Source organism: Citrobacter sp. RHBSTW-00599, from assembly GCF_013784065.1.
GTDB lineage: Bacteria > Pseudomonadota > Gammaproteobacteria > Enterobacterales > Enterobacteriaceae > Citrobacter > Citrobacter braakii.
The window spans coordinates 2,159,267-2,182,895 of sequence record NZ_CP056717.1; the positions used below are offsets into that span (position 1 = coordinate 2,159,267).

The following is a 23,629-nucleotide window of genomic DNA, read 5'->3' on the forward strand; positions in this document are numbered from 1 at the left end:
GCGATATGAGCTTACCTTTTTCATGGCATCAAATCACCCTGGCTGTTTGTTTTTCATTGAAGCCACCCATGCATCGACCGCCTTCCGGTTGTACATGCATTCACTGGATGGCTTCGGGTTACCGTCAGGTGAAACGTGGATATATTCCCGACCAACCATCCAGCACTCTTTTCTGGCCCGAAGGATGGTGCCGGGCTTGAGCCCAGTAACCGCGATCAGAACACTTTCACAAACCCACTCGTTAGGAGCTAACTGAATAACATTGCTCATATACCCGCCTCACACCACGTCAAGGCCACGGCAGTGGCGCCACACATCAAACATCCGCTTTACTACTTCCCGACAGTAGAAACCGTCGCAATCCCGCGTAAGGTCGTAACGGCTCCCGTACCGTTGGCGCACCCATATTTCGAATGCCTTGTGCATTACTTCACCTCCGCAGATAACGTCGTTACAATTACATGCTGGCGCGCATTGGGTTTTATCAGGAAAACAGCCTTTTCATGCCTCAGACCGTATCCACCTTCACGTTCACAGCGCGCGACAGAAGCACACAAAGAGCGGGGAATACCTTTCTTGCTGGCATCAAATACCCAGGCGTTTTTGAGGTCGAGGATCAAATTTCCCACATCACCACCAATGCGTTCGATATAGCGTTCAATAGCGTGAACAGTCACCATGTAGTGGCGAAACTGAACACATCCGGAGGCGGTCATTATTGGCGTAATGGTGGTCATCACTTAACCTCCACGCCGATTCCGGCGATAACACAGGCTCGCTCGATAGCTTCTTTCACCCAGCACTTATAGCTTTCCGGATGGAATACTTCGTTTTTGCCCGTACCGCTCCAGAATGCCTTCGAGCTGATATCCGGCAGGGTGATGGTCAACGGCTTACCATTGGTGACATCGTTAACCTCATTCGTCCATTTCTCTCCAGTCTGTGATTCCAGTCGCTGCAATAATTCGCCAATGCTCAGAGGCGCGATAAGTTGCTGACGTAAACGCTCAATCTCTGCCGCCATGTAGTAACCTGTTTTGCTCCAGGTATCCACATCATCGCCGGTCATATCCGGTTCCATGGTCGCCATCAGAATGGCGTCGTGATAGTCCTGGCTGCCGCTGGTGATCGCAACGGCGTAGGCATCACAGTTTTCGCGCTTATGGATAAGCACGACAGGGTTCTGAATTTTGCTCATCGTGTCGCCTCCCGAACCGCTGTTTTATTGGCTCTAAGCATTTCCTTCGAACGGCCAGAAATGACTGTTTTCATCAGGAAGAAACCGCGGCGGTTGGCTACCACACCAGGATTACGCATCAGGACGGTATCGACTATCCGGACGTGTTTTCGAAACTCGAAGACGGTACTAATAATGGTTAGTGTGGCCACCGCACCTTTGTCGTGAATTTCAAGCTTCATCAGTGGGCTCTCCCTTAGATTGCATCACTTTACGGTGCAGTTCGAACACGGTCGATTTCATCGGCATGATTACCAACACCGGATTTCCGAAGAAACCGCTAATAGCGTCGGCAAGTAGGATCTGACATGGCAGTTCTGGCCCAAAGAATTTGAATTTAATGGGCGTTGATGCGAACTCCTTACCAAACATGCGATAAGGCAAAGCCAGCAATTCAGCAGCGAACGGAGGGAACTCAGCACACGGTTCTTCCTCTGTCGGCAGCAGCTTGCTAAGATCTGGAAACTTGCCTTCAACCAGTTCAAGCTCGTTATGCCCAACCGGGCGCTCGTAGTCGTCCATATGAGCAGCAATCCACTGGCTACCAATTTGCTGGAATACGGTTCCTTCTGCGTTAGTCGGGATATCACCGTGCAGGATAAATACGCCCTCCATTTCAGGTTTGCCGTCATGCTTCATCGAAACAGCCGCAATACCATTCGTTGCCTGTATATGAGTTGGTGTGATGTGTACACCTCTCATGATTTTTCGTTTGTCTTCCAAGTTGGCAACGCAGCACAGAGCGGCACGTAGCAAATCGGTATAAATAAACATGGCTTTCTCCTTAGTGAATCACGGAAGCTTCTGGCATACCGTTGGTGTTGATCATTCCGATGTAGTCATCGTGAAGCATCTCAAGCCCCTCGCGCCCAAAAGGGGACATCCTGAATCCATACCTGGGATCTGCAATCACCATGTCCTTGTACATGCGCAGCGCCAGCGCTGGACCTTCCTCAGCGCCGTATTTCTCGATCGCGATACCTTCAACATGGTTAGCAAGAGAAAAGCGCAGCGGGCCGGGGTAGATGCTCAGGTCGCCTTTCTTACCCGAGTAAATGACCGCGATATCAACGCCGCCGTCTTCGTTCGGGATTTCGATAGTGCCGTTCTTATCCTTCTCTTCATTGATAAATACCGTTGCTACCAGCCAGCGCCACAGAATGAGTTCTTTCTCTGCGCCTAAAGAAATCCAACCAGCTGCCACTGCTTCCATAATGCAGGCTAACCAACGCAGTCCTTCTGAGTTACGGGAGTCAAAGCGTGAACCATCAAACTGTTTAACCGCACCAGACCAGCCAATTATGCGGCTTCCGATTTTGATCCCATTTGGCGTAGTTTCTGGCGCTTCGTTATTGCTGCTCATCGAATACCCTCCGGTTTACTGGCCTGTAGTGCGTCAACCTCTTTAACGAAGCGGTCATGCATGGCGTCCCACTTCTCACACCACTTCTGCATGTCACGCTTAATGGCCAGAATGCGGCGAAGACGTCGAATACAGCGCTGGTGGGCTCCGATGTACTCAACTGTTGTGCCTCCTCGTTGCCAACAATTCAGTTCTGGATTGAGAGGGTGGACGGCCTGCACATCCGGGTAGCGCTGCTCGAAGCCGGAACGACTGAAAGCTTCGGTAGTCATGAAGAACGCCAGATAACGGATTGCAGTGTTGAGGGTGAAACATTTTTTAGTGCGCCCGTGTCGTACTGCCACGAACAAAGGGCCAACTGGCGTATCGTGTTTCTGTAACGCGAGGTCAATCGCGCTTACGGTACGGTTGTCAGTCATTCGATATTTCCTCAAGACGTAGCTCCATTTCGCGAGCCATTTCGATAAAAGTGTCCAGTGCGCAAATATGTTCGTCGTCGAGCAGACGGCGGTCGCATGTCACACGCCCTTTTTCGATGTAAAGAACCACGCGTCCGGTGAAATCCGGAAGCACATGCAGATCCACGTTGAGGACTGGGGGGGGGGATCTGCATTCCGTGAATAATTGTTTGTTGTGAGGCCATCAGTTAATTCCTCCACATACGTATTTCTCTTTCGCGTGTTTAATTAATTCCGCAAAAATCTCGTCAACAATCATCTTTCCGGTTTCGGTCAGATATTCGGTGTGTCCATTGATATCGACGCTTTTCATATACGTCTGGCGAAGAAATGTTTCCGCTTCTGTGTTGAATTCAGTCCGAGCCTGTTTTTCGAAGCGCAGCAAAAGTTTCATCATTGATTCTTCGTTAATCTCGATAACCTGGATATTGTTATCGGGCATATTTACGGAGAGGCAATAACCTCCTGTCTTGCGCTTCATTCGGTTTAATGTCGCAATAGCAACGCGGCGGCGATAAATTTCAATGGTATTGTTTTTCATTGTCATTACCGCCCGTAAGCCTTGCGCAGAAAAAGGTTTGCAATATGCAGATAACTATTTCCATAAGAGGCAAAAAGTTTTGCAGTATTGTGTGCTGCTTTATCTTTCAGAAACGTCATTATTGCCCCCCCCCCCTTTGAGGTGTTCTCCATGGTCATTTGGGTCATGAAGCAAAGCTCATTAAGTAATGAGGTGAATCTTCCTGCTACCTTCACATCAGTGCGTGTGATTGCTGGCATAAGTAACTGGGTAAATTCAGCACGCAGCTCATGCGCATATTTATTGGCACACTCTGCTGTTTTGTGGGATTTGTTTATGTAAAGAATGTCGTCATCCTGATTGGCTGGTTGGACTTTTTTATTCACGACTTCACTTCTGACGATAATATTCATTTGCATTTCCTCAGGGTGAGTGATGTCCCACCGATTAAGGTGTTAATTATTTATTGGCTAATTACGAGTTTATTTTTTCAGCTTTCTTGCTGATTACTTCTTGTAGCTCGTCGAGCTTTTCAAAAACGATAGTCAGAGTTCCTATTGCAGATAATTCCTGCGGAATGCAGTCCATCGCATTACAAACCGCCATTTTGCAGTTTCCGGCTTCTGTAGCCCAGTTGTTAAGCACGCCAGATGTTAATCTCTTGCTTGCCTCTGCGGATGAATTATTGGCGCAAGCGTTCCGGGTAATGCTTTCCGTGGGTAGCATAGTGACGTACTCATTAACACCATCCAGCGTTTTCTGCATCGAACGAATCAGGCATGCAATTGCGTTATCGGCTTCTGGCGGAAGCTCGTAGTTACGATAAATAACCTCAAGTAACGAGGTGTTTTCCACAATATCAGCTGCGACACTTTCGAGTATTTCGACGGGAGTTTTCATTTATTGATTCTCCCGCCAGCCATGACCAAGCTCATGGTTTAAGGTGGAAAGATTTTCTTTCAGTTGGTTGATGCAGATCTGTATAAGCGCGGCCGGTTTATATGCTACATCTGCATCAGATTCTGCGTACTCGAGTGCATTGATTACACGGTCAATATCCATCGCAACTTTGTGGATGGTACCGTTTTCGGAAAGAATTTGTTCTGTGCTCATCTCATTAACTCCGTAGGTTTTCGATGAAATTGAATTTAGCAAAATGGTAAAGGCGGTGCAATAGTGAAAAGCTAAATTATTTACTTTTATTGTTTATGTATTTGATAAATATGGAGATGAATTTATTTTATTCTTTAGATGAGGGCAAAAAAAACCGACCTAATGGTCGGTTGTAGTGGGGAAAAAAAAGGGGGGGGCTATATGTTGGGCATTTCATCATTGTCAACATACCGTGTATGTTTAACAATAGCCGATACATAATGCATTTTCTCAATATTGTCAGGACTTAAGGTGATAGGCCTATGATCACTATTTACACTTGAGAACTGAAAGTCACCATCACGAGTTTTACTCATGATTTTTATCATGTTATGACCATCTTTTGTTCGTACAAAAACCTCATCGCCTGTATGAACTTGAGTGTTTGGCTCTATGACTACGTACTCTCCTGATTGTATGCGAGGCCACATGCTATCTCCCTTTACTTTCAGCCCATAGGCATCCCTGTCCGCGCTGTACATTTGCAACCAGCCAGCGCGGCTCTCTAGCATATCGATCATTCCATCAATTCCAAGAATCGCTTCCCCTACAACTGGTACAGCTCCTGACCTAACGGTTCCGACATACTCCAGCTCATTTGTAGTGCTTTCGGGGGCATCATGCGGGATGTCTAACCAACCAAATGGACGCCCCATAGCTTGCTCTATCTTTCTGGCAATCTTATCGCCTATGTTTCGACTGTTATTACTCCCAAGCAATTGACTTAGCTGGGCGGGGCTTATCCCACACAGGTCCGCGAAGGCTGCTTTTGTCGTATGTCTGTCGCGCATGAGGAACTCAACAATGAGTTGCTCAAGGTTTGATTTACGTATGCTTTTTATGTCCATATCAAAATACTCTCATTATTTAGCAACATGGTAAATACACAAACTGCTAAATGATTATTGCATTTAATTTAGCAAAAAGCTAAAGTTGGTTCATTGCAATAGGAGAGCGTAATGAACAACCAGTTACTCATTTGGCGTAAGTCCTCAACGAAAGAACAATGGGCAGAGCTTGCTCAAAAATCAGGCACATCTTCCGGGTATTTGAACCTCATTGCATATGGCCATCGCAATGCATCTCCACGTTTGGCCTTGGCGATCGAAACTGCGTCTAAATCATTTGCAGATAAACCAGTTATTACAAAAGAGCAATTAGTTTTCAAGATCGCCCATGAGGCGTGACATGTCACAACGAACAACAGGAAGCTCAAAATGAAAACCACTATCAAAACATTCGACTTCAAGTCTGATGCTGGTGAGCTGCTGGCTTCAGTTCGGACCGTGCTGATTAACAACGTTCCGTGGTTTGTGGCTGCGGATATTGCCTTTGCACTTGGTTACAGCCAGACGCAGGCGATGACAAAGTTGATTGATGACGAGGATAAGGATACTCAAACCATCCTTATTGGATGTAACTATACAAATCAATCAGTTATCAACGAATCTGGGTTGTATGCTGCGATCATGGGTAGTCGCAAAAAGCAGGCCAAGCGATTCAAGCGTTGGGTAACTTCCGAAGTGTTGCCATCAATCCGCATGACAGGTTCCTACAGCATTACTCCGTCCAACGATCTCCCTGATTTTTCAGATGAGGTAGCTGCTGCCCGCGCATGGGCTGATGAACGAGAAGCTGCCCGTCGAGCACTTGGATACGTCGAGCGCCAGGCAAAGTATATCGAGCACCTCGAAAACCTCTTTCAGCCGGGTATGTCTCCTTGCCAGTTCTGTAAGCAACTGAACGGCGTCAACGTACAGCAGGTCAATGCGTTTTTGTTCGAACATAACTGGCTATATGACGACCAGCCAAAAGCTAAGTATCCGCGCTGGCGGGTAAATAATTATGCGCGCGACCTGTACCTCAGTGAGCGTTCTGGGCAGGTAGAGCAGGACGACGGTGATATGCGCGACACATTCAAGCCGATCCTGCTGCGAAAAGGGGCGGTGTGGATTTACCGACACTATCTCAAAGGTCATCTTCCGATGAAGAAACGCTGGGATGGCAAGTTTACTCACGATACTGAGTTAGCGGGTGCAGCATGAGCATGCTTTTTAATTTTCGCCCTCTGGTCATCAACCCTGAGCTTGCTATGCGCATCGGTCTGAACGAAGCGATCGTATTGCAGCAGGTTAACTACTGGATTAACGACAAAGAGCAGGGAGTTATCCATGCCGGTCGCCGCTGGGTGTTCAACAGCTATGAGTCGTGGGTAAAACAATTCCCGTTCTGGTCAGCAGATACAGTTAAACGCGCTTTTACATCACTCGTCAAACAGGGATGTCTCGATGTTGAGCAGCTCAATAAGTCCCTACATGACCGGACAAATTACTACACCATCAATCATGATTGCGAGTTGCTTAATGATGCGGAACAGGTGCCCTCATCGAACGGGGCAAGTTGCCCTGATCGACAAGTGCAGGATGCACCGATGGATGAGGGGAAAAACGCCCGCTCTCTAATGGTTACTACAACAAAGACTACTACAGAGATTAAAAACACTCTTGGTGCATCGGCTGGCGCCGCTACACCGACAGCCATTTCCGGAAGTGGTAAATCATCTGGAAAAACCAGTGGTACGAAACCAGCAGCGCGACAGGAATACTCTCCAGAGTTCGAAGCCGCCTGGCAAGCATACCCAAAACGCGCTGGTGGCAATCCGAAAGCAACGGCTTACAAACACTGGAAGGCTCGCATCGCCGACGGCGCTACGGCATCAGAGCTGCTGGCGGGCGTGCAGCGCTACGCGGCCTACATCCGCACGACGGGCAAGCTTGGTACTGAATACGTCAAACAGGCGGCAACGTTCTTTGGGCCCGATCGCCATTTCGAAGAAGCCTGGCAAACTCCATCAGCTCCCGGAGGTGGGCGTCGCAATGTGCTTCCGGTATCTGGCTTCAGTGAACAGGATTACGGACAAACAGACTGCAACTGGTGACAAGGGGAAACACAATGCTGAACATCAAACAACGCGAAGAAAGGGATTCACTACTGGCGAAACGCGAAGGACTTCGCGAGGAACTGGCGTTCGCTGTAGAACATAAAAAACCGTGGCAGTGGGGAAGTTGGGAGTCAGGCGAAGTCCACACCGTAGTGTGCGAAAAACATGGCGACTATGAGCGCATGTCGCTCACTGGTAAAGCGTTTCGTGGTACCGAAAATGTTAAACATTCCCTGTGCCCGGGGTGCGTGCGCGATGAGCTGGCGGCAGTCGATTCCGGGCTGCGTGCGTTGCAGGTATCTGACCTGCTGGACAACGTCGGGATCGCCCGCCGATTTGAGGGCTGTGAGTTTAGTAATTATCAGGCGGTTAATCAGGGTGCCGCAAAAAACCTTGCAGCCTGCCAGCGCTACGTCAACAGCTGGTCGGAGCGTCTTAACGCAGGAACGGGGCTGGTGATGACCGGGAACTGCGGGACAGGAAAGAACCATCTGGCGGTATCGATGGCAAAGAGCATTGTTCGTGAGTATCTGGCCAGTGTGCAAATCACCGATGTTATGCGCCTGACCCGTGCCGTAAAAAACACGTGGCGCCATGGTGCTGACAGTACCGAGGAAGACGTTATCGAGCGTTTCGCATCACTGGATCTGCTGATTATCGACGAGGTGGGCGTGCAATTTGGTAGTCCGACGGAAATGACCATCCTGCAGGAGGTTATTAATGCCCGTTACGAGAGCGTACTTCCGACAATCCTGATCAGCAACCTGACCTTTGAGCAACTGAAAGAGTCCATTGGTGAGCGCATCGTGGACAGGGTTACCGATGGTGGACGAAACCGCCTGGCATTTGGCTGGGAAAGCTATCGCGCAATTGCTGCAGGGGTAACCGCATGATGACTCCGGTATGGAAAAATAATGATCTGGAAGGTGCGGTAATTGGCGCGATTTTTCTGCGCAATACCGATCCTGAGGTTCTGGGCATTCTTTCCCGTATGCCGGCGAGCGCATTCTCTGTCCGTCAGTACCGTGAAATATATTCCGGCATTTGTCGTCAGGCTCGGGGGACCGGAGTGATAGATCCGCTGTTGCTGTGTGAGATCATGCCAGAACACAGCGCAACGATACTCGAGTCAAGCCGTATCGCATGGGCTAAATCAGCTCTGACGTATTACGTTTCCACACTGGAACGTAATGCTGCCGTTCGTGACGCCGAGGCTGTAATCGAGACAGCGTTGGCTGGCATTCGCAATGCTGCCAATGGTGAAAACGCAGTCGAAGCGTTGAAAGCCGCGCAGGAGGCCATGGCTTCAATTTCACTCACTCCTGATACCGTTCAACCTGTGCATATTGATGAAATCTTACCTGCAGTAATTGACCGGGTAGATGCAAGAAATCAGGGGCTGGAAGAGGCCAAACCGCTGATGACCGGCATTGAAGAACTGGACGCTAAAACCGGCGGCATTGAACCGACAGATCTGGTCTTCATCGCGGCTCGTCCGTCGATGGGGAAAACCGAGCTGGCACTGGACATTATCGATAAGGTATCAGAGCAGGGGCATGGCGTACTGTTTTTCAGCATGGAGATGGCCAACATCCAGATTGGCGAGCGAATGGTATCTGCTGCTGGTGGTATGTCAGTGTCCAGGCTCAAAGCAGCCGCGAAGTTTGAAGATGAAGACTGGGCAAGGTTATCTACAGGTATCGGGCATCTTACCGGGCGCAATATCTGGATGGTCGATGCCACAGATCTGACGCTTGAGCAGATCGAGCAAACGGCAACCAGTCATCAGATTTCTCATCCAGAAACCGCGCTGGTGGTTATCGATTATCTGTTACTCATTAAGATCCAGAGCACGGCACGCTATGACCTCGCAGTGGGTGAATTGTCGAAGGGGTTAAAGCGCCTCGCTAAAACAAACCGCACTCCCGTTCTGGCGCTGAGCCAGCTTTCGAGAGGCGTGGAATCCCGACTTAACAAACGCCCTATGAACTCAGATCTGAAGAACTCAGGTGAAATTGAGGCAGATGCTGACATCATCATGATGCTCTATCGCGATGAAGTTTATAACCCCGAATCACCGGCAAAAGGGATCGCGGAAATTAACATCACCAAGCAGCGTAACGGCGTTCTTGGGACCGTATATCGCCGTTTCTATAACGGGCATTTTCTGCCGATTGACCAGGAAGAAGCGAAATCAAAATCAGTATCGCAGCAAAAATCACAACCGCGTCGGTATGCAAAAGCTTAAGGAGCCAACAATGGATCGTCTAATTCATGAAATGTCCTATTTGTTCACCAAAAAGCGCTTCATTGAGCTACAGGAGTCCGCACGAGACATAGCTATCAGTCATAGCGACTATCCCGAATGCTTTGGTCTTATTGCTGATGCAATTGATGAGTTCCTTGGAGCTACGCCTGAGGATGATTGGCGTGAGCGTGAAAAAATATTTATGCACTACGTTGCAATGCGCGCGTTATCGCTATGGGGAAACGGCGGTAAAGTTATCGATATCCAGTGGGCACACCCTGGCTGGTTTGGCACCGCTGAGAAGGGAGATACCATTCTATGAAACTGGAATCATCACTCAAACATTTCAGCCCTCAGGGGATGCTCATCAGCGACAGCGTAAAAGGCACCTCTCCGGACCGCCTTACAGGAACAGATGTAATGGCTGCCATTGGTACCACCAGCAGCCGTGCGCGGTTTGGTCTGGCAGCCTTCTTTGGTAAGACCGGGATCAGCAAAAGCGATGAACAGCTCGCAGTTCAGGCCCTGGCGCGACATGCGATGGAGACAGCTCCAAAGAACGTGCGCAAAGCTGCTGGTGGTGAGTTCGGATGGTGTATGCAGATGCTGGCACAATTTGCCTTTGCTGAATACTCCCGTTCAGCAGAAACCAGCGTGACGTGTCACATCTGCTGCGGTACCGGGCGAACAAACCGCGAGCAGAGTACCCGCAAAGTTTCGTACCCATGGGGTAAAGCACCATATTGGGCTAACCGCTCTCGTGCCGTTCGTCCGTCTGACTGGGAGCACTGGACTGAGGTAACAGAGGTTGTACCGGCCGTCTGTGATAGTTGCGAAGGCAAGGGAACAATCAGCGCCCGCTGCCGTTGTGGCGGAAAGGGCAAGGTACTGGACCGCATCGCGACAAAAGACTGCGGCGCACCGGTTTTCAAAACGTGTGAGCGTTGCAGCGGCGAGGGGTATTCCAGAGTGTCATCTGCGACCGTTCACCGGGCTATCCTTAAACGTCTGCCGGATCTCCATCAGTCCTCATGGTCTCGTAACTGGAAGCCATTCTATGAAATGCTGATTGATGTGCTGCACAAAGGAGAGCGTCATGCATCATCAGAATTTGAGAAAGCAACAACTTATTGATGCGATCGGAGCAAATGGCGACTCTTTTTTGCACGTTGGTGTTGACTTTGCATAAAACTGTCCTGTATGCTTTCCATCGTGGGATATTACGCCTGCACGAAATCAAGCCCGAGGTTAACGCCCTGGGCTTTTGTGTTTCTGTAGGATAAGAAAATGCACGAGTAAAACGGACAGACCGCAGCCGTTAGGCAAAGCAGCATTCATGATGCTGCCCTGAGTCGCTATTGAGCGAGCCTGTGTAGTGATGGGTTAAGGTTCATATATCAAAATAAACTCCGGTAAAGCAGCGCGAACGCCAGACGCGCACTGGTAATAAGTGGTGATGACGCGACAGCACCTCAAGGGCATGAGCGTGGCCACTCCGGGAGGTGGCAAAGAATTTATAGCCTCGCTTTTGCGGGGCTTTTCTATTTCAGGCTCACGGGAATCATCCGCTACGTGCTTTGTTGATAAATCCAGCCCGTGAAGCCTGACCCTTTTCATACACACAGCGCCATCCGAAAAATCGGAGGTGAGGCTATGACCAGAATGAGCACCATTTACAGCAGACTTTCATATGGAACAGGCACCACGCTGACCGGCTGCGGTGTATCAGCGAAGGCATACGCCGAAACAGCTAAAACAGCAAAAGAGGTGTCCTGGATGTTGGCCGACAGAATTGCAGGGTTAAGCCTGAGCGACTGGGCAATTATTGTCGGTATCGCATGCACTGTAATCACCTGTGCAGTGAACTGGTATTTCCGCTGGAAAGAACGGGAGGATCGGCGCAATGGCTATGCCACCAAAGCTGAAGAATAAACTGAGCGCAGCGGTCGTTGGTTTGATTCTTGCGGGGGCTTCCGCGTCCGTTATTCTCGATCAGTTTCTGGATGAGAAAGAGGGTAACATCCTGACATCATATCGCGACGGCGGCGGACTCTGGACCATTTGCCGTGGCGCCACGATGGTTGATGGTAAGCCGGTAGTACAGGGCATGAAGCTGTCAGCTGAGAAATGCGCCCAGGTAAACGCCATTGAACGCGATAAATCGCTGGCGTGGGTTGACCGAAATATCAAAGTGCCACTGACCGAACCGCAGAAAGCAGGCATTGCGTCATTTTGTCCCTACAACATCGGACCCGGAAAATGCTTCCCTTCTACGTTCTATAAGCGCATCAATGCTGGCGACCGTAAAGGTGCCTGTGAAGCGATACGCTGGTGGATTAAAGACGGTGGCCGCGATTGTCGTCTGACCAAAGGCCAGAAGAACGGTTGCTATGGGCAGGTAGAACGGCGAGACCAGGAAAGCGCGCTGACGTGCTGGGGGATAGACCAGTGAACAGAAGCCTCGTTATTGTTGGGATGGCAGCAATCATCTTCATCGCGGTGCTCTGTGTACTACTGGCGCGCAGCAATGCAGCGCTGACCACGTCAGAGAGTGACAACCGGATACTGCGCAACGATAACGCACTGCAGGCAACGGTGATAACTACCCAGGCGTTCAACTTCAACCGGTTTAACCAAGTAGCGGAGAACGCCAGTCGCCTGAACTCGCTGATTGATGCCGGAACAGAAAAGACCGTTATCGAATACCGGGAGATTCTTCGCTATGAAAAAACCTGTGATCTTCCTGTTCCTGCTGATGTCGCTGGTGGGCTGCTCAACTACGCGAACCGTTTACGTGCCAGCGCAATGCACCCCGATACCGGGGACACTGACGCAGCCGATGATAGTACCGCTGCCGCCAGCTCAATAACCTATTGTCAGGCCGTTCTCTGGATTCAATCATTACTTGCAGAGATAGAGAAGGGTAACAACCAACTGGCAGGGATTAGGGATATTGAGGAAGGGAGACATTAGAAATAGGGCCACTTAAAGGTAGCCCAAACGATTCGATTAAGATTTAGAAAGTAGGGCTACAACTCTTTTATGTAACTCTTCTGCATAACCTTCATTTACTGGGTTTTCAAACTCCACAGGCGGCGCTGATTTAATAGCTTTATCGTAGCTATCGCCAAGCATACCAGGCTGTTTGGCAAGGGAGTTCCAAGCTGTGGATATCGTGGTAATAGCAATTCTTGCTGCATGCTGATCTAAAAGTAGCTCTTCAATAGTTTTTTCGAGTTCATCAATGCGTTTCTGCAGATCTGTCATGAAATTACCTCTAAAGGTTTGTGTAAATGAGCTGCGATTATATCATTTTGGTGTCAGCAAAAGTGATGTCCAGATAGGAGTCCTGAACCATTTTATTTTGGAGAAATTATGCAGGTCACTATCGATGGTGTCCCATACGCGCCTGTCTGCAATTCGGTGTCACGCATAGGAATAGCAATCACAACGCATAATCGCCCTGACGTATTGAAGCGGGCACTGGCGCAGCATCAGCAATATTTACCGCCCGGCGCGCTGGTGGTCGTCATTGATGATGGTTCAAAACCTTCAGCGGTAGTGTCTGACGGCGTGCAGCTGCTTCGCCATGAAACATCACTCGGCATTGTCGCCTCGAAGAACGCCAGTCTGAGCGCGTTGATGGATGCCGGGTGCGAGCATCTGTTTTTGTGGGACGACGACGCATGGCCGATTGCCGATGGTTGGCATATTCCGTATATCGAATCATCTGAGCCGCATCTGGCGTATCAGTTCCTCGACCTTGCCGGGCCGCGCAAGCTTAACGATCTCGCGGTACTGTATCGCGACGATGAGCACGTAGCGTACACCGGGCAGCGCGGCGTAATGCTGTATTACCATCGCAGTGCTATCGAGCGTGTTGGTGGCTTCGACTGGGTTTATGGTCGGGGCATGTACGAGCACAGCGACCTTGCCCTGCGTATCCATAACGTTGGCCTGACTACCTGGGCTTATGCCGATGTAACTGGTTCCGAAAAGTTGATTCATTCGCTCGATGAACATGAAGCCGTAGACCGTTCGGTGCCAACGGCAGACCGGAAAGCGCTGGTGGAACGTAATGTGAAAATCCACAACGAACGGCGTGATACCGGGTACACCGGTTACGTTGAATACCGGAAGCAGCGCGACGTGGTAATCACTACGTTGCTCACAAGTCAGCCTGACCCGCAGCGCGGTACGAAAATGGCGGCCTCGCCTGACATGCTGAGCAAATGGGCGGCCTCGCTTCGCCAGTGTGGACGTATAGCGCTGGTGGATGAACTTCAGACGGCCCCGGCAGACGTTGAGCTGTACCGCGTTCCTGACGTGAAGATGAATGTTTACTTCCGGCGCTGGCTGCATATCTGGCAGCACCTGCGCGATCATCCTGAGTATCGTTACGTCTGGTGTACCGATGGTACCGATGTCGAAATGCTTCGCGCGCCATGGGAGGAAATGGAGCCCGGTAAGATATACGTCGGTTCAGAACCGAAGACATACGCCGACGCTTGGGCAAAGCAGAATCATCCGGAGCGTATCTATCAGGAGTTCATCGAAGAGCACCGCAACGATGTGATGCTTAACGCTGGACTGCTGGGTGGCACCCGCGCTGATGTAATGGCGTTCGCTCACGGCATTGTCCGTCTTTACTACCGGATCGAGAGTTATCGTTTCTGGAAGAAAGAGCAGGCTGGTGCCGCGGTGGGTGACATGCTGGCGTTTGGAATTGTCGCGAAGTCATTCGCTGACCGCCTGGTCACCGGGCCTCTGGTACACACCGTTTTCAAAACAGACGGGATCGGTAAGGAGGACGCGTGGTGGAAACACAAGTGAAGTTTGTTGTGGTTGGTCACCACTCCCGTTTTGCCTCAGCTGCATTGCTGGCTGGCGAACTTGGCGCACACCTGCTTATCGATGAAGGGAATCACGGTGCGAACTGGAATCACCGGCGCGCCATCGAATGGGCCGCTGAACAACCTTGCCGGGTAGTAGTGCTGGAAGACGACGCGCAGCTGGTGCATGGATTCACCGAAAAAGTAACTGACTGGCTGATACGCTTCCCTGACGACATGCTGAGCTTTTATCTCGGTACCGGCCGACCGCCGCAGTATCAAATACAGATAGCTGAGCGGCTGATTGTAGCGGACAAGACCCGCGCCGATTACATCACGCTACCGCGCCTGCTGCATGGCGTATGTTACAGCGTACCGCAGCAACACATAGAGAAGGTGCTGGCCCGATGGGACAGCAGTAAAGCAGCAGACTATGCCGTGGGTGATGCCTACGGTGGTGCAGTGGTCTACCCGTGCTATTCACTGGTTGATCATGCCGACGGTGAACCGGTAGAGCGTCATCCAGACAGAATACCGCGTACAGAGCACCGCCGGGCCTGGAGGTTAGCGTGAATAATGAACCACGCATCTATGGCAGCAAATGGGACCGCGCACGTCTGGTCTTTCTTAAAGCTCACCCATTATGTGTGATGTGCCAGGAGCAAGGCAGGGTGACAGCGGCAACGGTCGTAGACCACATCATCCCCCACAAGCTGAAGGAGGCGTTGCGGTCTGGTGATCGTGACGCCATCACTAAGGCGCAGAAATTGTTCTGGAGCCAAAGTAACTGGCAAGGGCTGTGCAAGCTACACCACGACTCGACAAAGCAACGTATCGAAAAGCGTGGCACGCTCATCGGGTGTGATGAGAGCGGCATGCCCCTCGATCCCTCATCGCACTGGTTCAAACGAGAGTAATTCTCAACATTGACACGAAAGGACGGGGTGGGGGGGGGGGTAAAACTTCAACTCCCCCACCGCAAATGACCGCCGCTCGTCCTTTCTGTGCACAACCGCGAAATGAAAAGTTTTTTTCTGGGAGGTTCCGATGGCAGGACGTCGCCCGAAACCGACCCACCTCAAAGTGGTTACCGGCAACCCGGGCAAACGCAAACTCAACGATAAAGAGCCGACCCCGGCGCGGGAAATTCCGAGCCCGCCAGCGCACCTTACCGACTGGGGAAAGATGGCCTGGGGCAAACTCACCGTGCTGCTGGATGGCATGGGCATTTTGACCGTTGCCGATACGCTGGCGCTCGAACGACTCTGCGATATTTACGCCGATATTCTGCAGTTGCGTCTGACTATCGCCGACGAGGGCCGGACCTATACCGTGCAGACCGACGGCGGATTTTTGATTAAGGCAAACCCGGCAGTATCGATGCTGGCCGACGCGGATCGCCGCTTTAAAAGTTACCTGGTTGAATTCGGCCTTACCCCTGCCGCCAGGACGAAGGTGAAAGTTGATGGTGGAGAAAAAGAAGAAGACCCGCTCAACCAGTTCTTCGGTTGACCTTGCCACGCAGTACGCGATGGATGTGGATTCAGGCAAGGAGATCGCCGGGCCTGATATTCGAAACTCCTGTAAACGACACCTCAAGGATTTGGAGTCCTGCCACGCCCGCGGGCTGATGTGGGATGTTGCGGCGGCGCAGCGTGCTATCGACTTTTTCGCCAAAGTGCTGAAGCTCAACGGCGGGGAACATGAAGGTAAGCCCTTCAACCTGCTGCCGTGGCAGTGCTTTATCGTGGGCTCAATATTCGGCTGGAAAAATTCAGACGACTATCGACGGTTTCGCATGGTGTATGTCGAGTCCGGCAAAGGTTCTGGCAAATCGCCGCTGGCCGCAGGCATCGCCCTTTATTGTCTGGTCGCCGACAAAGAACCGCGCGCAGAGGTGTATGCCGCCGCCACGAAAAAAGACCAGGCCATGATCCTGTTTCGTGATGCGGTGGCGATGGTGGATCAATCACCGGCGCTGGCACAGCGAATCAACAAATCAGGCGGGGCCGGGAAAGAGTGGAACCTGGCGTTCCTTCAAACGGGATCATTCTTCAGGCCAATCAGTTCTGACGACGGTCAGTCAGGCCCGCGCCCCCACTGCGCGCTGATTGACGAAATACACGAGCACAAAAACAACCAGGTGGTTGAGATGATGCGCGCCGGGACGAAAGGCCGGCGGCAGGCGCTGATTTTCATGATCACCAACAGCGGCCACGATAAAACCAGCGTCTGTTATGACTATCACGAGTACGGTCGTAAGGTCGCCGAAGGCTCGATTGATGATGACAGCTTCTTCTCCTTCATCTGCTCACTCGACGAGGGTGAGGATCCTTTCAAGGATGAAAGTTGCTGGAAAAAGGCTAATCCTTCGCTTGGACACACCTTCACCGATCGCTATCTGCGTGAGCAGGTGACACAGGCACGTGGCATGCCGTCGAAAGAAAGCATCGTGCGGCGCCTGAATTTCTGTCAGTGGGTGGATGCCGATAATCCATGGATGAGCAGTGATGTCTGGATGGCGTGTGAAGACGATTTCGATATCCAGGAACTACAGGGCGAAGAGTGTTACGGCGGTCTGGATTTGTCCGGTTCGCGTGACCTCACGTCGCTGGCGCTGTATTTCCCCAAAAAGCGCAAATTGCTGGTGGAATTCTGGACTCCGAAAGACACGCTGGCGGAAAGAGCGAAAACGGACCGTGTGCCATATGACGCCTGGGAAAGAGCAGGGTTTATCCACACTACGCCGGGCAAGGCTGTGAAATATGGCTTTGTTGCAGAGCGTATCGCCGACCTTTCGCAGCTGTTTTTCATCAAGGCGATAGCGTTTGACCAGTACCGTATCAAATACCTTGAGCCTGAGCTGGAAGAAGCGTCGGTTTCAGTACCGCTTATCCCGCACGGACAGGGTTATTACAAGGCACAGGAGTCCGGCTTGTGGATGCCTCACTCGATCGAACTGTTCGAGCAGCGCCTGGATGATGGCGAAATCATTATTAAGACCAATCCCTGCCTTCGCTGGAACGCAGCATCTGCCGTAACTGAGGCGGATCAGAAGGAAAACCGCATCTTTGCCAAGAAGAAAAGCACCGGTCGTATTGATGGCGTGGTGGCTTCAGCAATGGCAATAGGTGCATCTGAAGGCGATGTCACTGACGAAGGTGATATTGACGACTTCTTCTCACAACCGTTGAGCATGTGATGGACGATACAAATTACAGCATTGATCTGCGCACAAATAACGGCTGGTGGGCGCGGGTGGCGTCGTGGTTCGTTGGGGGACGGCTGGTGACACCTGAACAGGGATCCCAGACCGGGCCTGTTTCAGCCAGCGGCACCCTGGGCGATTCTCAGATTACGGATGAACGCATCCTGCAGATATCAACCGTCTGGCGATGTGTCTCTTTGATTTCCACTCTTACCGCCTGCCTGCCGCTGGACGTATTTGAAACCGACAAAGAGGACAACCGGAAAAAGGTTGGCCTGAGTAATCCGCTGGCCCGCCTGCTGCGTTACTCCCCGAATCAGTACATGACGGCGCAGGAGTTCCGGGAGGCGATGACGATGCAGCTGTGCTTCTACGGCAATGCGTACGCCCTGGTTGAGCGAAACTCCGTTGGGGATGTGGTCAGCCTGCTGCCGCTGATGTCCGCCAATATGGATGTCCGGCTTGAAGGAAAGCGCATTGTTTATCGCTACCAGCGTGACAATGAATACGCCAATTTTTCTCAACGTGAAATTTTCCACCTCAAGGGGTTTGGCTTTAACGGCCTTACCGGCCTTTCTCCCATAGCACATGCCTGTAAATCAGCGGGTGTAGCGGTGGCGATGGAAGACCAGCAGCGGGAATTTTACGCCAACGGTGCCAAATCGCCCAAAATCCTCACCACAGGCGATCGTGTGCTGACCAAAGAGCAGCGAGCACAGCTGGAGGAGAACTTTAAGGAGATTGCTGGCGGTCCGGTGAAAAAACGCCTCTGGATCCTGGAGGCTAACTTCCAGGCCCATGATATTGGCGTCAGCCCGCAGGACGCCGAGACGATGGCTTCCCGCAAGTTTCAGGTCAGTGAGCTGGCCCGCTTCTTTGGCGTGCCGCCGCATCTTGTTGGTGATGTCGAGAAGAGCACCAGCTGGGGTACCGGTATCGAGCAACAGAATCTGGGTTTTCTCCAGTACACCCTGCAACCCTACATTTCCCGTTGGGAAAACAGCATCCAGCGCTGGCTACTCAAGCCTGATCAGGTTGGGGTGTATCACGCAGAACACAATCTGGACGGTCTGCTGCGCGGTGATTCAACGTCCCGCGCTGCCTTCATGAAAGCGATGGGCGAAGCGGGCCTGCGAACAATCAACGAAATGCGCCGAATGGATAACTGCCCGCCATTGCCGGGCGGCGATGTCGCCATGCGCCAGGCACAGTACGTGCCCATCACTCAACTCGGTAATGACAATGAGCCCCGCGATGACGGGGCTTAATTTTTATGGGGGCCACGATGCCTGACATCATCAAAACGCTTTCTTTCGACGAAACGGAAATCAAGTTTGCCGGCGACGGCAAGCAGGGCATTTTCGAGGGTTACGCCTCCGTGTTCGGCAACACCGATTCGGATGGCGACATCATCCTGCCGGGAGCTTTCAAGAAAACCCTGGAAACCCAGACCCGCAAAGTGGCGATGTTTTTCAATCACCGCCAGTGGGAAATCCCGGTGGGTAAGTGGGACAGCATCCAGGAAGACAGCAAAGGCCTGCTGGTGCGCGGCCAGTTAACGCCCGGGCACAGCGGAGCCTCCGACCTGAAGGCCGCCATGATTCATGGCACCGTTGAAGGCATGTCCATCGGTTTTTCGGTGAATAAAGATGATTACAGCATTGCCGCTAACGGCGGCTGTATTTTCAGCAACATCTCCTGGCTGAGAGAAATCAGCGTCTGCACCTTCCCGGCGAACGAGCTGGCGGGGGTGGATTCGATGAAGAGCATCGACGGGATCGAAACCATTCGTGATGTGGAGAGCTGGCTGAGGGATTCAGTCGGACTCAGTAAGTCACAGGCTGTAGGGCTGATAGCCCGCTTCAAATCCGCTATTCGGAGTGAGTCTGAAGGCGACCAAACCAAACTCGACATCAGCGCTCTGCTAAAGAGCATCACCGACTTTAATCCGACAGCAGGAAAATAAATATGTCAGAACTTGCACAAATCCAGAAAGCCCTTGAAGAGTCCCAGACCAAACTGAAGGGGCTCTTCGATGAACAGAAGCAGCAAATTGAACAGAACGGCACTGTTTCCAAACAGCTGCAGGATGATATGGCGAAGGTTAACGACGAGATGACAAAGACCGGCCAGCGCCTGTTTGATCTTGAACAGAAACTTTCCTCCGGCCCTGATAATCCGGGTGAGAAAAAATCCTTCTCCGAACGTGCCGCTGAAGAGCTCACCAAGTCCTGGAACGGCAGCAAATCTCGTTTCGAGGCGAAATCCTTCAACAAATCCCTCGGCAGTGATGCTGAATCCGCCGGTACGCTCATTCAGCCGATGCAGGTGCCGGGTATTGTGATGCCTGGCCTGCGCCGCCTGACCATTCGTGATCTGCTGGCGCAGGGGCGCATCTCCAGTAACTCGCTGGAGTATGTGCGTGAAGAGCTTTTCACCAACAGTGCCGCCAGCGTGGCGGAAAAGGCGCTGAAGCCTGAATCCGACATCACCTTCAGCAAGCAGACGGCCAACGTAAAAACCATCGCCCACTGGATCCAGGCATCCCGCCAGGTAATGGACGATGCGCCAATGCTTCAGTCTTATGTCAATAACCGCCTGCTGTACGGCCTGGCGCTGGAAGAAGAGCGTCAGCTGCTGAACGGTGATGGCTCTGGTGATGATCTGGAAGGTATCAACCATGTGGCCACGGCCTACGATAGCGGCCTGAATGCCACCGGCGATACCCGCGCGGACATTATCGCGCATGCGATCTTCCAGGTGACCGAATCCGAGTTCAGTGCATCCGGCATCATCCTCAACCCGCGAGACTGGCACGGCATTGCTTTGCTGAAGGATAACGAAGGTCGCTACATCTTCGGCGGCCCGCAGGCGTTCACCACCAACATCATGTGGGGTCTGCCAGTAGTGCCGACCCGTGCGCAGGCGCAGGGCACCTTCACCGTCGGCGGTTTCGATATGGCCTCGCAGGTCTGGGATCGCATGGATGCCACCATTGAAGTGAGCCGCGAGGACCGCGACAACTTCGTGAAAAACATGCTGACCATTCTGTGCGAAGAACGCCTGGCGCTGGCGCACTACCGACCGTCTGCGCTTATTAAGGGCAGCTTTGCAGAATCCGGCAGCTGATGGAGGGGGCGGGGAAACCCGCTCTTTTGCCTATGACCATAGATGTACTAAGCGTCGTGCCGATTGAAGAGCTCAGGCAGCACGTTGAGATGGATACCGACGATCGCGATGCGGTGATTAAGCGATACGCGCAGTCGGCGCTCGATTACTGCCTGCGCTGGTGTGATGACCCACGCTGGAAACTGGCCGCAGATATTCCCGCGCCAGTGGTCTCCGCCATGCTGCTGGTCTTCGGTGATTTGTTCGAGCACCGCACCAGTCAGACAGAGGTACAGCTTTATTCCAATGTGGCGGCCGAAAATCTGATGTTCTCCTGCCGAAACTGGCGTGGCGTTGCTGAAGAAGAGGAGGGTTCCTGATGGAGCCAGGCCGCCTCCGGCACCGTATCCGGATAGAAGTTAAAACAGATGAGCGTGACAAATTTGGTCAGCCGATTGGCTGGAAAAGTCTGGGCGTCTTCTCTGCTGATATTCGTTCCGTCACGGGGCGGGATTTCATCAGCGGCAATGCCGAGCGCTCGAACGTCACCACGAAGATTTTCATGCGGTATAGGGAAGATATCAGAGCCACCACCACGCGGCTGATAGAAATACGTAAGGGTGCTGAAGGCCGGGTTTTCACGGTAACTGCTCCGCTTCCTACCCGGGACCGCCGAAACATCGAAATTCTGTGTATGGAGGATTTCACTCGTGTTTCCTGACCTGAAAAGCGCTATCGAGGCGTTGCTGGGAGTGAACGTTTATCCCCTGATTGGCCCGCAAACCGAAAGCGAGTTTGTCACGCTTCAGTTAATAAGCGACCCGCCAATCACCTCCGGCACCATCCGGACAACGCTTGCCGCTGTGCGCTATCAAATCAGCTTCGTTTCTTCCCTGTACAGCAGGGCTGAAGAAATGGACAAAGCGTTGTGGGATGCCTGGGAGCCTATCCGGCACGGCTATATCGACGGTTATCCGGTTCAGTATGTCGAGCGGGAAGGCGTGAGAGAAAGCTTTGACAATGATGATGGCGGTAAATACCGGCGCGCCCGGGATTACATTTTCTACTGTCCGGAGGGGGCCTCATGATCCGTATGGAGGTGCAGGGCCTGCAGGAGCTTGAGCGTCAGCTGCAGGCGCTGGGCGAAAAAGTGGCAGGTAAGGTGATGTCCGCCGCCGGTAAAGAAGCGATGCAAATCGTACAGGAGGATATGCTGCAGCATGCGGGGTATGACGAAAGCAGTAATGGCCCGCACATGCGCGACAGCATCAAAGTCAGCTCCCGTAACCGCATGAAAGACGAACGCTGGCAGACGGTGGTCACCATTCGCGTCGGCCCATCCAAAGAACACACCATGAAAGCACTGGCCCAGGAGTTCGGCACTGTTAAGCAGGTTGCCGATCCATTTATGCGCCCGGCGCTGGATTATAACCGCGCAAAAGTCTTGCGTATTCTCGCGGTCCGACTCCGTGAGGGAATCGAAAATAATCGCTAATGAGGTAATAAAATGCCAGATACTGAAAAGAGCTCACCGGAATACGCGATGCTCCCCGCGGGTACGGTCGTTAAATGGGGGCAGACAGGTGAAGATGTTGCGGATTTCCAGCCGCTTGTGAACTGTAAGGCTCTGGGGGCTACCGGGGCAACCGGTAACTTTGTGGACTGCACCACGCTCATCGATAAGAGTAAGCAATTTATCAGTGACCTGCCAGAAGGCCCGGAAAAGTCGCTTGGCTTTGTTGATGACCCGTCAAACACCAGCTTCACCGACTTCCTGAATGCCGCTGAGCAGCGTAAGACGATTCAGTTTTACGTCGAACTGCCAAACGGTCGCACGGCAACCATGATCATGGCGCTGTCCGGCTGGCAGCTGAATGAAATCACGGCCCCGGCCAGTGAAGTTATTCAGGTTACTGTGAACGGCAAGCAGAACAACATCACCTGGGGTTATAACACACCGGGTAGCTGATCGCCGTTTCGCTGATGCAACCCTTTCAGGCCGCCTCTCTGGCGGCTTTTTTAATGGAGAATTTTGATGACTGACCTGAAATCGCTTTTGCTGGCTCCCGAGAATGCTGCTCAGCCGGTGAAAATCCTGGGCGCGGACGTGTTCATTCGCCGCATCACTGCTTTTGAAGCAGAAGCGTATGACGAAAAACAGACGGAGCTGCGCGCCGAAAACAATTCCCGGGGGATCGCTATCGAGACGGCGGCGTTCATCCTCAGTGCGCTGGTTGACGAAAATGGGGTTCCGGTTCCGGCTGAAAATCTTCCCGCACCGGATGAACTTCTGAAATCGCGCAGCAACGCGGCCCTGGTTGAAGCGGTGAAAGTCATCACCCGACACAGCTGGGGTACGCTGGAGGACGCGAAAAAAAACTGATGGACTCCCCCTGGTTGATGGCAATTTTCAGCCTTGCCGATCGCCTCGGGGAGCCGGACCCACGAAAAATTGCCAGCTTACCAGCTGAAATTCTTCTTCACTGGCAGGCCTGGCTTTCCCTGACGGGGAACGCCGTCGAAAACAACCCAGCACCACCACCAACAGAAACCCTCCCGCCT

General features: G+C 52.1%; 37 protein-coding genes and 1 pseudogene. 24 read left to right on the top strand and 14 right to left on the bottom strand.

Annotated elements, in window-relative coordinates; genetic code table 11:
- Window positions 1-33 precede the first annotated feature (33 nt).
- The 13 genes and pseudogenes from HV243_RS10410 to HV243_RS10470 form a co-directional block, all read right to left on the bottom strand.
- Entirely contained in the window at window positions 34-270 is a 237-nt protein-coding gene (locus HV243_RS10410; RefSeq protein WP_047500088.1) for an excisionase family protein, read from the bottom strand.
- 155 nt (window positions 271-425) lie between these two features.
- Window positions 426-737, bottom strand: coding sequence for a hypothetical protein (locus tag HV243_RS10415; RefSeq protein WP_181604070.1), 312 nt, complete (start codon window positions 735-737; stop codon window positions 426-428).
- A pseudogene (locus tag HV243_RS25520) lies at window positions 737-907 on the bottom strand (ATPase); the annotation flags it as partial. The gene HV243_RS10415 and the pseudogene HV243_RS25520, both read right to left, overlap by 1 nt.
- Window positions 908-1,194: 287 nt before the next feature.
- Complete coding sequence (locus HV243_RS10425) at window positions 1,195-1,419, bottom strand: hypothetical protein (protein WP_121566988.1); 225 nt, start codon at window positions 1,417-1,419, stop codon at window positions 1,195-1,197.
- Complete coding sequence (locus tag HV243_RS10430) at window positions 1,409-2,011, bottom strand: hypothetical protein (protein WP_181603988.1); 603 nt, start codon at window positions 2,009-2,011, stop codon at window positions 1,409-1,411. The genes HV243_RS10425 and HV243_RS10430 overlap by 11 nt, the downstream gene beginning before the upstream one ends.
- Window positions 2,012-2,021: 10 nt before the next feature.
- Entirely contained in the window at window positions 2,022-2,540 is a 519-nt protein-coding gene (locus HV243_RS10435; RefSeq protein ID WP_249415233.1) for a hypothetical protein, read from the bottom strand.
- 56 nt (window positions 2,541-2,596) lie between these two features.
- Complete coding sequence (locus tag HV243_RS10440) at window positions 2,597-3,019, bottom strand: hypothetical protein (RefSeq protein WP_181603990.1); 423 nt, start codon at window positions 3,017-3,019, stop codon at window positions 2,597-2,599.
- Window positions 3,012-3,173, bottom strand: a complete 162-nt coding sequence (locus HV243_RS10445; protein WP_162648070.1) for a hypothetical protein — start codon at window positions 3,171-3,173, stop codon at window positions 3,012-3,014. The genes HV243_RS10440 and HV243_RS10445 overlap by 8 nt, the downstream gene beginning before the upstream one ends.
- A 69-nt stretch (window positions 3,174-3,242) precedes the next feature.
- Window positions 3,243-3,599 carry a hypothetical protein gene (locus HV243_RS10450; protein WP_142972744.1) on the bottom strand — a complete coding sequence of 119 codons (357 nt, stop codon included), beginning with the start codon at window positions 3,597-3,599 and terminating at the stop codon, window positions 3,243-3,245.
- Window positions 3,600-3,604: 5 nt separating this feature from the next.
- Window positions 3,605-3,991, bottom strand: a complete 387-nt coding sequence (locus HV243_RS10455; protein WP_181604085.1) for a hypothetical protein — start codon at window positions 3,989-3,991, stop codon at window positions 3,605-3,607.
- Between the two features lie 61 nt (window positions 3,992-4,052).
- Window positions 4,053-4,478 (bottom strand): hypothetical protein, encoded by a 426-nt coding sequence (locus tag HV243_RS10460; RefSeq protein ID WP_181604086.1) that lies wholly within the window; start codon window positions 4,476-4,478, stop codon window positions 4,053-4,055.
- Complete coding sequence (locus HV243_RS10465; RefSeq protein WP_109555137.1) at window positions 4,479-4,691, bottom strand: hypothetical protein; 213 nt, start codon at window positions 4,689-4,691, stop codon at window positions 4,479-4,481. It abuts the gene before it with no gap.
- A gap of 197 nt (window positions 4,692-4,888) precedes the next feature.
- Complete coding sequence (locus tag HV243_RS10470; RefSeq protein WP_181603991.1) at window positions 4,889-5,578, bottom strand: S24 family peptidase; 690 nt, start codon at window positions 5,576-5,578, stop codon at window positions 4,889-4,891.
- Between the two features lie 111 nt (window positions 5,579-5,689).
- Here HV243_RS10470 and HV243_RS10475 point away from each other — a divergent pair, with 111 nt between their 5' ends.
- From HV243_RS10475 to HV243_RS10520, 10 genes are all read left to right on the top strand, one after another.
- On the top strand, window positions 5,690-5,917 hold the full coding sequence (locus HV243_RS10475; protein ID WP_181603992.1) for a transcriptional regulator: 228 nt from the start codon (window positions 5,690-5,692) through the stop codon (window positions 5,915-5,917).
- Between the two features lie 30 nt (window positions 5,918-5,947).
- Window positions 5,948-6,775 carry a BRO family protein gene (locus tag HV243_RS10480; RefSeq protein ID WP_181603993.1) on the top strand — a complete coding sequence of 276 codons (828 nt, stop codon included), beginning with the start codon at window positions 5,948-5,950 and terminating at the stop codon, window positions 6,773-6,775.
- Window positions 6,772-7,668, top strand: a complete 897-nt coding sequence (locus HV243_RS25525) for a helix-turn-helix domain-containing protein (RefSeq protein ID WP_233607129.1) — start codon at window positions 6,772-6,774, stop codon at window positions 7,666-7,668. Before HV243_RS10480 ends, HV243_RS25525 begins: the two co-directional genes overlap by 4 nt.
- Window positions 7,669-7,682: 14 nt before the next feature.
- Complete coding sequence (locus HV243_RS10490) at window positions 7,683-8,564, top strand: ATP-binding protein (protein ID WP_057064499.1); 882 nt, start codon at window positions 7,683-7,685, stop codon at window positions 8,562-8,564.
- A complete protein-coding gene (locus tag HV243_RS10495) occupies window positions 8,561-9,919 on the top strand; it encodes a replicative DNA helicase (protein WP_181603994.1) in 1,359 nt (452 codons plus the stop codon). The genes HV243_RS10490 and HV243_RS10495 overlap by 4 nt, the downstream gene beginning before the upstream one ends.
- 10 nt (window positions 9,920-9,929) lie before the next feature.
- Window positions 9,930-10,241 (top strand): hypothetical protein, encoded by a 312-nt coding sequence (locus tag HV243_RS10500; protein WP_181603995.1) that lies wholly within the window; start codon window positions 9,930-9,932, stop codon window positions 10,239-10,241.
- Window positions 10,238-11,053 carry an antitermination protein gene (locus HV243_RS10505; RefSeq protein WP_181603996.1) on the top strand — a complete coding sequence of 272 codons (816 nt, stop codon included), beginning with the start codon at window positions 10,238-10,240 and terminating at the stop codon, window positions 11,051-11,053. Before HV243_RS10500 ends, HV243_RS10505 begins: the two co-directional genes overlap by 4 nt.
- Window positions 11,054-11,572: 519 nt before the next feature.
- Window positions 11,573-11,851 carry a phage holin gene (locus HV243_RS10510; protein WP_001568784.1) on the top strand — a complete coding sequence of 93 codons (279 nt, stop codon included), beginning with the start codon at window positions 11,573-11,575 and terminating at the stop codon, window positions 11,849-11,851.
- Window positions 11,823-12,371 carry a lysozyme gene (locus HV243_RS10515; protein WP_181603997.1) on the top strand — a complete coding sequence of 183 codons (549 nt, stop codon included), beginning with the start codon at window positions 11,823-11,825 and terminating at the stop codon, window positions 12,369-12,371. The genes HV243_RS10510 and HV243_RS10515 overlap by 29 nt, the downstream gene beginning before the upstream one ends.
- A 23-nt stretch (window positions 12,372-12,394) precedes the next feature.
- Entirely contained in the window at window positions 12,395-12,892 is a 498-nt protein-coding gene (locus tag HV243_RS10520; RefSeq protein WP_181604071.1) for a hypothetical protein, read from the top strand.
- 36 nt (window positions 12,893-12,928) lie between these two features.
- Here the strand turns inward: HV243_RS10520 and HV243_RS10525 are convergent, their stop codons facing one another.
- Window positions 12,929-13,186: a hypothetical protein gene (locus tag HV243_RS10525; protein WP_181603998.1), complete on the bottom strand. Its 258-nt coding sequence runs from the start codon at window positions 13,184-13,186 to the stop codon at window positions 12,929-12,931.
- A gap of 108 nt (window positions 13,187-13,294) precedes the next feature.
- Here HV243_RS10525 and HV243_RS10530 point away from each other — a divergent pair, with 108 nt between their 5' ends.
- The 14 genes from HV243_RS10530 (at window position 13,295) to HV243_RS10595 (ending at window position 23,450) form a co-directional block, all read left to right on the top strand.
- Entirely contained in the window at window positions 13,295-14,752 is a 1,458-nt protein-coding gene (locus HV243_RS10530) for a glycosyltransferase family 2 protein (protein ID WP_181603999.1), read from the top strand.
- A complete protein-coding gene (locus HV243_RS10535) occupies window positions 14,734-15,324 on the top strand; it encodes a hypothetical protein (RefSeq protein WP_181604000.1) in 591 nt (196 codons plus the stop codon). The genes HV243_RS10530 and HV243_RS10535 overlap by 19 nt, the downstream gene beginning before the upstream one ends.
- On the top strand, window positions 15,321-15,668 hold the full coding sequence (locus tag HV243_RS10540; protein WP_181604001.1) for an HNH endonuclease signature motif containing protein: 348 nt from the start codon (window positions 15,321-15,323) through the stop codon (window positions 15,666-15,668). Before HV243_RS10535 ends, HV243_RS10540 begins: the two co-directional genes overlap by 4 nt.
- Window positions 15,669-15,798: 130 nt before the next feature.
- Window positions 15,799-16,263 (top strand): phage terminase small subunit P27 family, encoded by a 465-nt coding sequence (locus tag HV243_RS10545; protein WP_181604002.1) that lies wholly within the window; start codon window positions 15,799-15,801, stop codon window positions 16,261-16,263.
- Window positions 16,217-17,953, top strand: coding sequence for a terminase TerL endonuclease subunit (locus tag HV243_RS10550; protein WP_181604003.1), 1,737 nt, complete (start codon window positions 16,217-16,219; stop codon window positions 17,951-17,953). Before HV243_RS10545 ends, HV243_RS10550 begins: the two co-directional genes overlap by 47 nt.
- The gene (locus HV243_RS10555; protein ID WP_181604004.1) at window positions 17,953-19,227 is read left to right on the top strand and encodes a phage portal protein; all 1,275 of its coding nucleotides are present in this window, start codon (window positions 17,953-17,955) and stop codon (window positions 19,225-19,227) included. The genes HV243_RS10550 and HV243_RS10555 overlap by 1 nt, the downstream gene beginning before the upstream one ends.
- A 17-nt stretch (window positions 19,228-19,244) precedes the next feature.
- A complete protein-coding gene (locus HV243_RS10560; protein WP_181604005.1) occupies window positions 19,245-19,925 on the top strand; it encodes an HK97 family phage prohead protease in 681 nt (226 codons plus the stop codon).
- A 2-nt stretch (window positions 19,926-19,927) separates the two neighbouring features.
- Complete coding sequence (locus HV243_RS10565; RefSeq protein ID WP_181604006.1) at window positions 19,928-21,088, top strand: phage major capsid protein; 1,161 nt, start codon at window positions 19,928-19,930, stop codon at window positions 21,086-21,088.
- A 32-nt stretch (window positions 21,089-21,120) separates the two neighbouring features.
- A complete protein-coding gene (locus HV243_RS10570; protein ID WP_181604072.1) occupies window positions 21,121-21,447 on the top strand; it encodes a head-tail connector protein in 327 nt (108 codons plus the stop codon).
- Window positions 21,447-21,788, top strand: coding sequence for a phage head closure protein (locus tag HV243_RS10575; protein ID WP_181604007.1), 342 nt, complete (start codon window positions 21,447-21,449; stop codon window positions 21,786-21,788). The genes HV243_RS10570 and HV243_RS10575 overlap by 1 nt, the downstream gene beginning before the upstream one ends.
- Window positions 21,778-22,155, top strand: coding sequence for a hypothetical protein (locus HV243_RS10580; RefSeq protein ID WP_181604008.1), 378 nt, complete (start codon window positions 21,778-21,780; stop codon window positions 22,153-22,155). Before HV243_RS10575 ends, HV243_RS10580 begins: the two co-directional genes overlap by 11 nt.
- Complete coding sequence (locus tag HV243_RS10585; protein ID WP_181604009.1) at window positions 22,152-22,562, top strand: HK97-gp10 family putative phage morphogenesis protein; 411 nt, start codon at window positions 22,152-22,154, stop codon at window positions 22,560-22,562. The genes HV243_RS10580 and HV243_RS10585 overlap by 4 nt, the downstream gene beginning before the upstream one ends.
- A gap of 12 nt (window positions 22,563-22,574) precedes the next feature.
- Window positions 22,575-23,036: a phage tail protein gene (locus HV243_RS10590; RefSeq protein ID WP_181604010.1), complete on the top strand. Its 462-nt coding sequence runs from the start codon at window positions 22,575-22,577 to the stop codon at window positions 23,034-23,036.
- Window positions 23,037-23,102: 66 nt separating this feature from the next.
- A complete protein-coding gene (locus HV243_RS10595; RefSeq protein WP_181604011.1) occupies window positions 23,103-23,450 on the top strand; it encodes a phage tail protein in 348 nt (115 codons plus the stop codon).
- Window positions 23,451-23,629: the final 179 nt, after the last annotated feature.